This is a genomic window from Arthrobacter nitrophenolicus, from assembly GCF_000332815.1.
Lineage (GTDB): Bacteria > Actinomycetota > Actinomycetes > Actinomycetales > Micrococcaceae > Arthrobacter > Arthrobacter nitrophenolicus.
Map to the genome: position 1 here is coordinate 1 of NZ_AOFD01000082.1, position 13235 is coordinate 13235.

A 13235-nucleotide genomic window follows, 5' to 3' on the forward strand; every position below is an offset into this window, starting at 1 on the left:
AGACGAACACGTCCACCTCGTCACGTTCGAACGCCTCCATGGATTCGACGGCATCGTAGCCGTGGTGCCGCGGGGAGGTGATGCCGAACTCGGTGTCCAGGGCCGTGAGGAGCCATTCCTTGGGCTTTTCCCAGATGCCCATGGTCCGGTCGCCCTGGACGTTGGAGTGTCCGCGGACCGGGCAGGCCCCGGCGCCGGGCTTGCCGAAGTTGCCCTGCAGCAGCAGGACGTTGACCATTTCCTTGATGGTGTCCACCGAGTGCGGCTGCTGCGTGACCCCCAGGGCCCAGCAGAAAATGGACGCCTTGGACTTGATCAGCATCCCGGCCACGGTTTCGATCTGTTCCCGGGTCAGGCCGGTGGCGTGCTCGGTCTCGTCCCAGTCAAGGGTGGCGCGGGCTTCGCGGTAGGCGTCGAAGCCGTCCGTCTGCGCGGCGATGAAGGAATGGTCGACGACGGTACCCGGGTTGGCTTCTTCGGCTTCCAGGAGCAGGTGGCCGAGTGCCTGGAACAGGGCCAGGTCCCCGCCGACCTTGATCTGCAGGTACTCATCGGCCAGCGGTGTGCCGCCGCCCACCACGCCGGAGACGGTCTGCGGGTCCTTGAAGTTGAACAGGCCGGCCTCGGGCAGCGGGTTCACGGCCACCACCTTGCCGCCCTTGTCCTTGCATTCCTTCAGCGCGGAGAGCATGCGGGGGTGGTTGGTGCCCGGGTTCTGGCCCACCACGAAGATCAGTTCAGCGTCGTGGATGTCGTCCAGGGACACGGTGCCCTTGCCGATGCCGATGGTCGGGTTCAGTGCCGAGCCGGAGGACTCGTGGCACATGTTGGAGCAGTCCGGCAGGTTGTTGGTGCCCAGCGACCGGGCGAAGAGCTGGTACATGAAGGCGGTCTCGTTCGCTGTGCGGCCCGAGGTGTAAAAGACGCAGCGGTCCGGCGTGGACGCCCGGATGTGCTCGCCGATCAGCTCGAACGCGTCCGCCCAGGAGATAGGCGAGTAATGCGTCTCGCCTTCGCGGATGACCACCGGTTCGCTCAGCCGGCCCTGGTTCCCCAGCCAGTACTCCGTCTTGGTCGACAGCTCAGCGATGGAGTGCTTGGCCCAAAACTCCGCCCCCACGGTCCGCAGGGTGTTCTCCTCGGCCACCGCCTTGGCCCCGTTCTCGCAGAACTCGGCAGCCTTGCGCTTCTTGTCCGACTCCGGCCACGCGCAGCCCGGGCAGTCGAACCCGCCGCGCTGGTTCAGCCGCAACAGCGACTGCGCCGTCCTAGCCACGCCGGCCTGGGCCACAGCGCGCTCCAGGGCGACCATCACAGCCTTGACCCCGGCCGCCTCGGTCTTGGGCTTGTGGACAACAAGGTTGTCCTCGTTGATGTCCGCGACGGGGGCGGGCTGCTTACCGAACTTCATTGTTCCAACTTCCTAACCGGCAACGTGCACGGTGCTTTTCGATCCGGACGCAGCAAAGGCGCGCCACGGTTCCTGGCGCGCCTTTGCTGGCAGTGCTTGCAGTGCTGGCTACTGGGCCACCTTGGCCAGGGTTTCCCGTTCCGCGGCGATGGTGGTGTTGTCGCCGTGGCCGGTACGGACCACGGTTTCGGCCGGGAGCGTCAGCAGCTTCTCCCGGATCGAGGTGAGGATGGTGGGGTAGTCGCTGTACGATCGGCCGGTGGCGCCCGGGCCGCCGTTGAACAGCGTGTCCCCGGTGAAGACCGTTCCTTCGCTTTCCAGGTAGAAGCAGGTGGACCCCGGCGAGTGGCCCGGAGTGTGGATGGCCCGCAGCGTCGCGCCGGCCACGTCGAACACGTCACCGTCGGCCAGTTCCCGGTCCGGCTTGGCGTCCGGGTACACCTGTTCCCAGAGCACCAGGTCCTCGGGGTTCAGGTAGATCGGTGCGCCCACGGCGTCAGCCACGTCACGGGCTGCGCCGATGTGGTCATTGTGCGCGTGGGTCTGCAGGATGGCCAGGACCTTGCGGCCCTTGACCTGGTTGATGATCGCGGCGGCGTCGTGCGGGGAGTCGATGATCACGCACTCCTCGTCGTTGCCCACGATCCAGACGTTGTTGTCCACGTCCCACGTGCCGCCGTCGAGCGAAAACGTGCCCGAGGTGACCAGGTTCTCGATCCGGACCGCCATTACAGCTCCCCCGCCGAACCGAGTTCAACAACAGAACGCAGGACCTTGCCCTCGTGCATCTTCTCGAACGCTTCCTCCACCTGGTCGATGCTGATCCGCTCGGAGACGAACGCGTCCAGGTCCAGGTTGCCCTGCTTGTAGTGCGAGACGAGCATCGGGAAGTCGCGGGACGGCAGGCAGTCGCCGTACCAGGAGGACTTCAGCGACCCGCCGCGGCCGAACACGTCCAGCAGCGGCAGCTCCAGCTTCATCTCGGGAGTCGGGACGCCCACCAGCACCACGCGGCCGGCGAGGTCGCGGGCATAGAAGGCCTGCTTGTAGGTCTCGGGACGGCCGACGGCGTCAATCACCACGTCCGCTCCGTTGCCGCCCGTGAGGGCACGGATGGCTTCCACCGCATCCTCCTGCCGGGAGTTCACACCGTGGGTGGCGCCCAGGGACCTGGCCATCTCAATCTTGTTGTCATCAATGTCCACGGCGATGATCGTCGTCGCACCGGCCAGCCTGGCCCCGGCGATCGCAGCGATACCCACACCGCCGCAGCCGATCACGGCCACGGACTCACCGCGCCTGACCTCGCCGGTGTTGATGGCGGCACCGATGCCCGCCATCACACCGCAGCCCAGCAGGCCCACCGCCGCAGCGTCGGCCTCAGGGTCTACCTTGGTGCACTGCCCGGCAGCCACCAGGGTCTTCTCCGCAAACGCGCCAATACCCAGCGCAGGGGAAAGCTCGGTGCCATCCTCCAGGGTCATCTTCTGGGTGGCGTTGTGCGTGTTGAAGCAATACTGCGGCTGGCCCTTGGCACACGCCCGGCACTGGCCGCAGACCGCACGCCAGTTCAGGATCACCCGGTCACCCGGCGCCACAGACGTCACGTCCGGGCCCACCGCGCTGACCACGCCGGTGGCCTCGTGGCCCAGCAGGTACGGGAAGTCGTTGCCGATGCCGCCCTGCTTGTAGTGCAGGTCCGTGTGGCAGACGCCGCAGGTGAGGATGTCCACCAGAGCCTCCCCCGGACCGGGATCCGGCACCAGGATGGTCTCCAGCGTTACCGGTGCGTCCTTCTCCCGGGCAATGACAGCTTGAACTTTATGGACCATTGTTCTCGTGTTCCTTTCCTGGATCCGGCCGGATCCGGTGAGTGGGCACCACGTGCCAATCTAGCTGACGCAGTGTGCCTGCCGAAGCTGCGCTCCCGGTCCGCCAGCCGCGCGGAGAATTGCGCATTACGCAACCAAACGCATAAAGCGCTACAGGAAAATATGACAGTGGCCACAGCCGCTGTCAATAGATATATCAGTGATGGGCGCGTTTGCGGGCGCCGCAGTAGGCTGGATGGCATGTCTTCGAAAGAACCCCCCGCGGAACGGCGCCAGGTTACGGTGCGCCGCGCCCCCAAGTACGTGCCCTTCCTGATCCTGGGCGCACTGGTGGGCATCGCGGCCGCGGCAGTAGTGGCCTACGGGCTTCCGGGCAGCGACAGCTTCGATTCGGGCGCGGTCTTCGGATTCTTCATGGTGATGTTTGCCGGGGGCGGAGCCATCCTGGGCGCGGTGGTGGCCCTGATCCTTGACCGGCGGAGCGTCAAGCGCCAGCAGCGCGCCGTGGTGGAATCTGTCCCCGACTCCGAGCCGGACACCGATCCCCAGTCATAAAGGCAGCGCCGGAAAAGTCATACCGCATATCGTGAGATAATCGACCAGTGGCACGCGGCGATGGAAAACTTTCCCATGATCTTCTCCCTGGCGAAAAAGGCCCGCAGGACGCTTGTGGCGTCTTCGGGGTCTGGGCACCAGGTGAAGAAGTAGCAAAACTTACATACTACGGACTGTATGCACTGCAGCACCGTGGCCAGGAGTCGGCTGGCATTGCGACCAGCGACGGCAAGCGGATCAACGTCTACAAGGACATGGGCCTCGTCTCCCAGGTCTTCGACGAGACCACGCTGAACACCCTGACCGGGCACCTCGCGGTGGGGCACTGCCGCTACTCCACCACCGGCGCAAGCCACTGGGCCAACGCCCAGCCCACCCTCGGCGCCACCAGCACCGGCACCGTGGCACTGGCACACAACGGCAACCTGACCAACACCGCCGAACTGAACGCCATGATCCAGGAGCGCAACGGCGGCCAGCTCACCGGCGAGATGAAGCAGGGCAATACCTCGGACACCGCCCTGGTGACCGCCCTGCTGGAGGGCGAGCCCGGCAAGACCCTGGAAGAAACCGCTACGGACCTCCTCCCCAAGATCAAGGGCGGCTTCTGCTTCGTCTTCATGGACGAAGGCACGCTCTATGCAGCGCGGGACACCTACGGCATCCGCCCGCTGGTCCTTGGCCGGCTGGAGCGCGGCTGGGTTGTGGCTTCCGAACAGTCCGCCCTCGCCACCGTGGGCGCCAGCTTCATCCGCGAAATCGAGCCCGGCGAATTCATCGCCATCGACGAACAGGGCGTGCGCTCCAAGCGCTTTGCCGAGCCGACGCCGGCCGGCTGCGTTTTCGAGTACGTCTACCTCGCGCGTCCGGACGCCGCCATTGCCGGCCGGTCCGTCTACGAGTCCCGGGTGGAGATGGGCCGCCAGCTGGCCCGCGAAAACACGCACGCCGCTGACATCGTCATCCCCGTCCCGGAATCCGGGACCCCGGCCGCCGTCGGCTATGCCGAGGAATCCGGCATCCCCTTCGCGCACGGCTTCGTCAAGAACTCCTACGTGGGCCGTACCTTCATCCAGCCCTCGCAGACCCTGCGCCAGCTGGGCATCCGGCTCAAGCTCAACGCCCTCGAATCCGTCATCCGCGGCAAGCGCGTTGTGGTGGTGGACGACTCGATCGTCCGCGGCAACACCCAGCGGGCCATTGTGCGGATGCTCCGTGAAGCCGGCGCCGCGGAAGTGCACGTCAAGATTTCGTCGCCGCCCGTACAGTGGCCCTGCTTCTACGGCATCGATTTCGCCTCCCGCGCGGAACTGATCGCCAACGGCGCCACCATCGAGGAGATCTCCCAGGCCATCGGCGCCGACTCGCTGGCCTACATTTCCGAGGACGGCATGATCGGCGCCACCCGCCAGCCCCGGGAACGCCTCTGCACCGCGTGCTTCACCGGCAAGTACCCCATCAAGCTGCCGGACGCTGACAAGCTGGGCAAGAACCTGCTCGAGCGCACGGACCTTGGCGGCCTGACGCCGTCGCCGTCGGCCCTTCCCGGCGAAACGGCAGCACTCGCCGTGGACTCCGAGGAAGATCCCGCCGAGAAGGCCGGTGCCACCGGCTGCGATCCGGGGCCCGACTCCGAGTTTGAAAACCTGCTGACCGACGCCGACCTCGTGCCAGATGTACACGCCGCCGCAGGCGCCGACAAGAAAGAGTCCTGATGACTTCCGCCAACACCGCCGCCGGCTCCGCCTCTGAGAAGGCAGGCATCACCTACGCCTCCGCGGGCGTCGACGTCGAAGCCGGGGACCTCGCCGTCGAACTCATGAAGGATGCCGTCAAGGCAACCCACAACTCCTCCGTCATCGGCGGGGTGGGCGGTTTCGCCGGCCTCTACGACGTGTCCCGGCTGCTGACGTACAAGAAGCCGCTGCTGGCAACCTCCACCGACGGCGTGGGCACCAAGGTGGCCATCGCCCAGGCCATGGACATCCACGACACCATCGGTTTTGACCTGGTGGGCATGGTGGTGGACGACATCGTGGTGGTGGGCGCCGAGCCGCTCTACATGACTGACTACATCGCCTGCGGCAAGGTGGTGCCCGAGCGCATCGCCGGCATTGTCCGCGGCATCGCGGCCGCCTGCTCTGTGGCCGGCACCGCCCTGGTGGGCGGCGAAACCGCCGAGCACCCCGGCCTGCTGGGCGAGCACGAGTACGACGTCGCAGGCGCCGCCACCGGCGTGGTGGAAGCCGATGCCCTGCTGGGCCCGGACCGCGTCCGCGCGGGCGACGTCGTGATCGGCATGGCCTCCTCCGGCCTGCACTCCAACGGTTACTCCCTGGTCCGCCGCGTCATCAACCACGCTGGCTGGGCCCTGGACCGCCAGGTCTCCGAGCTGGGCCGCACCCTGGGCGAAGAACTCCTGGAACCCACCCGCGTCTACGCCGCCGACTGCCTGGACCTTGCCCGCGCTTTCCCGGTCACGGCACGGCGGCGGTGCACGGCTTCAGCCACGTCACCGGCGGCGGGCTGGCAGCCAACCTGGCCCGCGTCCTGCCGCAGGGCCTGGTGGCCACCGTGGACCGCGCCACCTGGGAACTGCCCGCCATCTTCAAGCTGGTGTCCGAGCTGGGCAATGTCCCGCTGGCCGACCTGGAGCGCACCCTCAACCTGGGCGTCGGCATGGTTGCCATCGTGTCGCCGGAGGCAGCGGACGCCGCTGTCGCCCGCCTGAACGAACGCGGCCTGCCGTCCTGGATCATGGGCACGGTGACCGAGGATTCGGACTCCATCCTCAAGTCCGGACCGGACTACGTCCAAGGAGCCAAGGGCGTGGACGGCGGCGCGGTCCGCCTGGTCAACGCGTACGCCTAGATCCTTTATCGGGTGCTCCGCAACGGCCGTTATGACACTCCATAACGGCTGTTACGGAGCACTCGCTGCGCTTAACAGGGAACCCATGAGGCGCATCGCCCTTGACTACTAAGCATACTTAGCTTTAGGGTTTAAGTCGGAAGTGCATAACAGAATAGTCAATCGGGCTCTCCAAGCTTGATGCCCCGCCGGAATCCACCGGCGCCTGGGCGCCCACCCGGTTGAACCGCCTTCCCACCGCCGATCCGGCGGACGCCAGAAGAAGCAACCACCGAGACGCCCGGTTCCTTCGCCGTGCAGCAGCACGTGTACAGCAGTCCAGATCTAGTAGCGGACTGTCTGCCAGGGGAACCAAGGGTTGAAATCAAGGGAGCGAAACAATGTCAGTTCTGAAAAAAGTCACCGCCGCAGCCGCTGGAAGCCTGTTCCTGATGGGCGCCGTTGCGGGCCCGTCGCAGGCAGCGGACAACACCACGCTGAATGACGGCCTTGTCAGTGTCACGGTCGGCGACATCACCGTCAAGGATGCGGTTGACGTCAATGTGGCCGCCAGCGTGGCTGCAACCCTCTGCGACGTCGCTGACATCGGATCGGTGGCAGTTCTTGGCGAAGCAGTAGACGCCACCGGCACCGAGCAAACTGTCTGCGATACCGCAACGGGGCCGGTCCGCATCGTCAATAATTAGCACAAGAGCATAGTTTCACGCGGAGCCCCAGCCATCGGCTGGGGCTCTTCCGCGTGCGGCTTCCCTGGCCTAGGGAACAACCTGGACGAGGCTCAGGACTCCGCCCTGCGGATCGCGGATGGTGGCCGGCCCCTCCGCGGAATCGTCCGCGGGCTCCACCAGAACCTGGCCGCCTGCGGCCAGTGCAGCCTTGACGGCTGCCCGCAGGTCCGCCACCCCAAAGTAAATCTGCCATTCCGCCGCCGCACCCTGGTCGGAGGGGAGGACGCCGGCCACCTCCCTGCCCCCGGCCATCAGGCGCTGTAGCTCGCGCCGTCGTCCTGCGGGTACTCGGTGACCTCATGGCCGAACAGTTCCTGGAAGAAGCCGACGGCGGCCTGGGGTTCGGGCGTGGACAGTTCCGCCCAGGACAGGGCGCCGGGCTCGTTGGACAGGCTGCTCCCACGGTGGGTTCCCGCCTGCCAGATACCTGTGGTTCCTCCGCCGGGTGGTGCCAGGAAGGCGAGGACCCCGGTGTCGCCCACGTCCTCGGGCCCAAACTCCGCTGTCCCGCCGGCGTGCACGGCATCCTGCATCAGCGAGGCGGCGTCCGTGGCCGCGAAGTACACGTTCCAACGGGCCGGATCGCCGGCCGCCTGCTGCGAGGGGTTCTGCGGAGCAATAACGGAGACAAGCTCTCCGTCCGTGAAAGCCTGCGAGTAGCTGGGGCCGTCCGGCGTGGGAAAGTCCCTGTACGTCCAGCCAAACACCCCGGAATAGAAGTTCTTGGCTGCTTCAACGTCGGGGGTCTGGAGGTCAGCCCAGCAGGGCTCGCCGTGCTGGTATGCGTCAACTTTTGGCATGCCCCAACGCTACACGGGGGCTGAGAAATTCAGGCTCGGGGACCAGAGGCTGGGGGAACCAGGAAAAGCCCGCTGCCTGCACTCAATGAGTGCAAACAACGGGCTTCCTAACTGATGTCAGGACCTGCATCCGCCGGGATGCGGGTACCGAAAAAGAAGCGCTGCACCGGCGGGCACGGCAGGGTAAGGTGCTGTTTCCGTTAGCGCGGCGGCGTCACAGGGCTGCCCTCTTGTAGGCCTGGCAGCTTGCGACAACTAGCCGATGCGACGGGTGTCTACCTCGTCGTCGTCTTCTTCCAAATCATCCGCGTACTTATCCACATACGCCGAATAGTCCGGCTCAACCGGCTCATTCGCGTAATGGCTCGTGGCACGACTGCTTGGGCCCGTCAGCTCACGCTGAAGTGCCGAGTAGTCAGTGTTCGGGGAGTAGTACTTGATATCCCGAGCCTGCTTGGTAGCTTTTGCCTTTTGACGGCCGCGCCCCATGGCGTGACCCCCTTTTGTACTTGGACCGGAGGTGGTCACCTTTGGCGATGGTGAGGCCCCGGAATGTTTGGTCAATTTGTCGTACACCTAGATTACATGCTTTCGGCGGCCCCTGCTTGCCAGTCAGGGCCCCCTACCGTGCCCTGCGCTACCACTCCCCCGCTGCGCCCCCGAGTTTCCAGCTTTTTTCTTCGGTAGAGTCGCTTAAACAACTGCCGAAACTGGATGGCTGACCCGCTGCCCACCCGGACAGACTGCAGGAGGATGCACCCACGTGAACCACCAGGACGTCCCGCCGAAACCCGCCTCGCCGCCCACAGCCGGGCTCCCCAAGGTGCCCGCCAAAAACCCTGCCGCCCAGAACCATGCCGCCGGGCGCAACCCGGCACCGGCCCCGCCGCCGGCGTCCGTCACGTGGTCCCGGCCCCTGCCCGAGCCCGAGCAGCCACCGTCCCGCAGGGTGCGGCCGGGAACGCAGCGGACGCTGTGGAAGGTGCTGTTCGGCGTCGTCCTCGTGGCGGTGGTTGGTGGCCTGGTGTGGCTCGCAATGTGGCTGAACTCGGGGGCGGGATCGGAAGAGGCCCGGGGCAATCCCGGCGTCCTGGAGACAAGCGCCACGCCGCGGGCAACACCGCTCCCCCTGCCGCGTGAAGGCGTGCAGCCTGGCGAATATGCGCTGGGCGACTGCTTTGCCGACTTCGACCCCGAGGCCCTGGCTTCCAGGATGGTGCCCTGCGATACGGCCCATTCCGCACAGCTGGTGGCCGTTTTCCGCTACCCGGACTCCGAGGCCTACCCCGGCGCTGAAGCGCTCAAGGCCAAGGCGCTGGAAGCATGCCAGGCTGCGAAGCTGGGTCCGGCCGCCAACGAATACCAGCTCAACTTCCAGCGCAGCTTCCCGAGCAGCACCAGCTGGGATTCCGGGGACCGCAGGGTGGACTGCTACGTCACGGCCCCCGGCGGCAACGTCATCAACGCAAGCGTGCTGCCCTAGCGAAAACACCGCCAGGGCAGCACGACTGCTGATATTCGGCCGGCCCGTCAGTGCCAGCGGGGCCGTTAGCCCTTCCGCCGCACGGACAGGCCCGAGCTCAGGGCACCGGTCAGGGCGTCGACGTCGTCGCTGGAAAGCTCCCCGGCGTCCGCCGTATCCACCAGCACGGTGTCGCCGTCGCTGATATCCCCGGCCAGGATGGACTTGGCCAGCCGGTCGCCGATTTCGCGCTGCACCAGCCGGCGGAGCGGACGGGCGCCGTACGCGGGGTCGAAACCGGAGATGGCCAGCCACTCCTTGGCGGCGTCGGTGACGTCCAGGGTCAGCCTGCGTTCGTGCAGGCGGCGCCCCAGTTCGGCGACGTGCAGGTCCACGATCCGCGAGAGTTCCTCCACACTGAGCGCGTCGAACAGCACCACCTCGTCCAGCCGGTTCAGGAACTCCGGCTTGAAGGACGCGTTGACGGTGGCCATGACGGCGTTCCGCTTGGCTTCGGCATCCAGGGACTGGTCCACCAGGAACTGGCTGCCCAGGTTGGAGGTCAGCACCAGGATGACGTTGCGGAAGTCCACGGTGCGGCCCTGCCCGTCGGTGAGCCGGCCGTCGTCGAGCACCTGCAGGAGGATGTCGAAGACTTCGGGATGGGCCTTCTCCACCTCGTCCAGCAGCACCACGGAGTACGGCCGGCGGCGCACGGCCTCGGTCAGCTGGCCGCCCTCCTCGTAGCCGATGTAGCCCGGAGGCGCGCCCACAAGCCGTGCCACGGAGTGCTTCTCGCCGTACTCGGACATGTCGATGCGCACCATGGCGCGTTCGTCGTCGAACAGGAAGTCAGCCAGGGCCTTGGCCAGTTCGGTCTTGCCGACGCCGGTGGGACCCAGGAAGAGGAACGAGCCGGTGGGCCGGTTGGGGTCGCTGATGCCGGCCCGGGCACGCCGGACGGCATCAGACACCGCCGCAACGGCCTTGGCCTGGCCGATCAGCCGCCTGCCCAGCTCCTCCTCCATGTGCAGCAGCTTCTGGCTTTCGCCCTGCAGCATGCGGCCGGCGGGGATGCCGGTCCAGGCGGAGATCACCTCGGCAATGTCCTCGGCCGTCACTTCCTCGGCCACCATTTGTGAGGACTTGTCGGTGACGGCCGCTTCGGCTTCCGCAGCCATGTTCAGCTCGCGTTCCAGCGCAGGGATCTCGCCGTAGAGGATCCGGGAAGCAGTTTCCAGGTCGCCTTCGCGCTGGGCCTTGTCAGCGGCGGACCGCAGCTCGTCCAGCTTGGCCTTCAGGTCGCCCACCCGGTTGAGGCCCGCCTTCTCTGCCTCCCAGCGGGCTTTCAGCCCGTTGAGCTCCTCTTCCTTGTCTGCCTTGTCCGCGCGGAGGGCTGCCAGCCGCTCCACGGACGCCTCGTCCTTCTCATCCTGCAGCGCCAGCTCCTCCATGGTGAGCCTGTCCACCAGGCGCTGGAGCTGGTCGATTTCCTCCGGGGCGGAGTCGATCTCCATGCGCAGCCGGGACGCGGCCTCGTCCACCAGGTCGATGGCCTTGTCCGGCAGCTGCCGGCCGGAGATGTAGCGGTTGGACAGCGTCGCGGCGGCCACCAAAGCGGAGTCCGCGATGGACACCTTGTGGTGCGCCTCGTAGCGTTCCTTCAGGCCGCGGAGGATTCCGATGGTGTCCTCCACGCTGGGCTCGCCAACATAGACCTGCTGGAACCGGCGTTCGAGCGCGGCGTCCTTCTCGATGTTTTCGCGGTACTCATCCAGGGTGGTGGCACCGATCAGCCGCAGCTCGCCGCGGGCCAGCATGGGCTTGAGCATGTTGCCCGCGTCCATCGAGGAATCACCGGTGGCACCGGCGCCCACCACGGTGTGGATCTCGTCGATAAAGGTGACAATCTGCCTTCGGAGCCCTTGATCTCCTCAAGGACGGCCTTCAGCCGCTCTTCGAATTCGCCGCGGTACTTTGCGCCGGCAACCATGGAACCAAGGTCCAGCGAGATCAGCGTCTTGCCGCGCAGGCTTTCCGGGACGTCGCCCGCCACCATCCGCTGCGCCAGCCCTTCCACCACGGCCGTCTTGCCCACACCCGGTTCACCGATGAGTACCGGGTTGTTCTTGGTGCGGCGGCTCAGGACCTGGACCACGCGCCGGATTTCGGAGTCACGGCCGATTACCGGGTCCAGTTTGCCGGCACGGGCCATGGCAGTGAGGTCCGCGCCGTACTTCTCAAGGGCCTGGAAGGTATTCTCCGGGTCCGGGCCGTCCACCTTGCGGTCACCGCGGACACCCGGCAGGGCGGCGAGCAGTGCTTCGCGGGAGGCGCCGGCGTCGCGCAGCACCCGCGCCGCTGCATCGTTTCCGCCCGCAAGGCCCAGGAGGAGGACCTCGGTGGAGACGAAGGTGTCGCCCAGCCGGTCGGCTTCCTCCTTGGCGTTCTGGATGGCCTGCAGCGCGGGACGGGAGAGCTGCGCCTGCTGGCTGGAACCGCCGGACGTGGCGGGCAGTGCCTTGATGGCGCTGCTGGCCTGGACGCTGACCGCGTCCGGCTCGGCGCCGGTGGCGCGCAGCAGCGCAACGGCAACGCCTTCACGCTGGTCCATCAGCGCCTTGAGCAGGTGCGCGGGCTCCACCTGCGGGTTGCCGGCCGTGGAGGCGTTCATGGCCGCAGCCGAAAGAGCCTCCTGGCTCTTGGTGGTGAATTTGACGTCCAAAGAGAGCTCCTTTCAGGGCAGTTTTCCTAAGTTGAGTCTACTACGCTCAACTTTGTGACGACTGATTCACTAGCCATGTTTGCCCACGGCGAAACCCCTGTCCAGAGCCGGAAGTCCCCCCGGTCATGCCTCGTAGACGGACACCTCGGCGGACTTGACCACGAAATGCACCGTCATGCCGGGAACCAGCCCCAGGTCGGCCGAGGCCGCCGGGGTGATGTCCGCCGCCATCCCGCCCGCCCGGACCCGGATCTGGTCGCCGTGGGGCTCCAGGTCCGTGATGGCGACGGCGAAGGAGTTGCGGGGGCTGCCGTGCGCGTCGGTCACGAACACCGACACGGCCGACGGCGGAAACACCGCCACGCCGGGCCGGCCCGCCGCCCGCACCTGGCCGGCATCCTCCAGGTGCCCGTAAACCTCCAGCCCCTGGCTGGTCCTGACCCCGGCGGCCGTCAGCGTACCCGGCACGAAGTTCAGCCCGGCAAGGCCGGCGGCGAAGGAACTCCGGGGCCGTTCGAGCACCTGCCGGGTGGGGCCTATCTCCACGATGCGGCCGCCCTCCAGGATGGCCACCCGGTCCGCGAGCATCAGCGCGTCCAGCACATCGTGCGTGACGATGATGGCCTGCCGGCCGGCGAGCACGCGTTTGAGCAGGCGGCGCAGCATCGGGGCTGAGTGGATGTCCAGCGCCGCCAGCGGTTCGTCCAGCAGGAGGAGGGCGGGATCGGCGGCGAGCGCGCGTGCCACCGCCACCCGCTGCGCCTGCCCGCCCGAGAGTTCGGCCGGACGCCGTCCGGCCAGGTCCCCTGCCTCCACTTCGGCCAGCCACCGCCGGGCCTCGCCCCTCGGCC

11 protein-coding genes and 2 pseudogenes are annotated in these 13235 nt (G+C 66.9%); 5 read left to right on the forward strand and 8 right to left on the reverse strand.

The features are described 5' to 3' along the window. From G205_RS19245 to G205_RS19255, 3 genes are all read right to left on the reverse strand, one after another. On the reverse strand, positions 1-1411 hold a 1411-nt coding region (locus G205_RS19245; RefSeq protein ID WP_009359479.1), incomplete at its 3' end, for an FdhF/YdeP family oxidoreductase. A 108-nt stretch (positions 1412-1519) separates the two neighbouring features. After that, positions 1520-2140, reverse strand: coding sequence for an MBL fold metallo-hydrolase (locus G205_RS19250; RefSeq protein WP_009359480.1), 621 nt, complete (start codon positions 2138-2140; stop codon positions 1520-1522). Beyond that, complete coding sequence (locus G205_RS19255) at positions 2140-3243, reverse strand: S-(hydroxymethyl)mycothiol dehydrogenase (RefSeq protein WP_009359481.1); 1104 nt, start codon at positions 3241-3243, stop codon at positions 2140-2142. The genes G205_RS19250 and G205_RS19255 overlap by 1 nt, the downstream gene beginning before the upstream one ends. 240 nt (positions 3244-3483) lie before the next feature. Between G205_RS19255 and G205_RS19260 the strand changes: the two genes are divergently transcribed. From G205_RS19260 to G205_RS19275, 4 genes and pseudogenes are all read left to right on the forward strand, one after another. Continuing rightward, on the forward strand, positions 3484-3798 hold the full coding sequence (locus G205_RS19260; protein WP_009359482.1) for a hypothetical protein: 315 nt from the start codon (positions 3484-3486) through the stop codon (positions 3796-3798). A 47-nt stretch (positions 3799-3845) separates the two neighbouring features. After that, positions 3846-5513, forward strand: a complete 1668-nt coding sequence (gene purF / locus G205_RS19265) for an amidophosphoribosyltransferase (RefSeq protein WP_009359483.1) — start codon at positions 3846-3848, stop codon at positions 5511-5513. Continuing rightward, positions 5513-6669: pseudogene (purM, locus tag G205_RS19270) on the forward strand (phosphoribosylformylglycinamidine cyclo-ligase). Before purF ends, purM begins: the two are co-directional and overlap by 1 nt. 380 nt (positions 6670-7049) lie before the next feature. Beyond that, positions 7050-7355 carry a hypothetical protein gene (locus G205_RS19275; RefSeq protein WP_009359484.1) on the forward strand — a complete coding sequence of 102 codons (306 nt, stop codon included), beginning with the start codon at positions 7050-7052 and terminating at the stop codon, positions 7353-7355. A 69-nt stretch (positions 7356-7424) separates the two neighbouring features. Here G205_RS19275 and G205_RS23885 read toward each other — a convergent pair whose 3' ends face one another. From G205_RS23885 to G205_RS19285, 3 genes are all read right to left on the reverse strand, one after another. Beyond that, positions 7425-7649: a VOC family protein gene (locus tag G205_RS23885; protein ID WP_338058438.1), complete on the reverse strand. Its 225-nt coding sequence runs from the start codon at positions 7647-7649 to the stop codon at positions 7425-7427. Next, the gene (locus G205_RS19280) at positions 7649-8197 is read right to left on the reverse strand and encodes a VOC family protein (protein ID WP_338058439.1); all 549 of its coding nucleotides are present in this window, start codon (positions 8195-8197) and stop codon (positions 7649-7651) included. Before G205_RS19280 ends, G205_RS23885 begins: the two co-directional genes overlap by 1 nt. 255 nt (positions 8198-8452) lie before the next feature. Next, a complete protein-coding gene (locus G205_RS19285; protein ID WP_009359485.1) occupies positions 8453-8686 on the reverse strand; it encodes a DUF3073 domain-containing protein in 234 nt (77 codons plus the stop codon). A 274-nt stretch (positions 8687-8960) separates the two neighbouring features. Here G205_RS19285 and G205_RS19290 point away from each other — a divergent pair, with 274 nt between their 5' ends. Next, positions 8961-9680, forward strand: a complete 720-nt coding sequence (locus G205_RS19290; protein WP_009359486.1) for a septum formation family protein — start codon at positions 8961-8963, stop codon at positions 9678-9680. A 65-nt stretch (positions 9681-9745) separates the two neighbouring features. On the opposite strand, the pseudogene clpB reads toward G205_RS19290, so the two are convergent. After that, positions 9746-12384 (reverse strand): annotated as a pseudogene (gene clpB, locus G205_RS19295) (ATP-dependent chaperone ClpB). 123 nt (positions 12385-12507) lie between these two features. After that, positions 12508-13235 (reverse strand): ATP-binding cassette domain-containing protein (locus G205_RS19300; protein WP_009359487.1); only part of this gene is annotated, 728 nt, incomplete at its 5' end.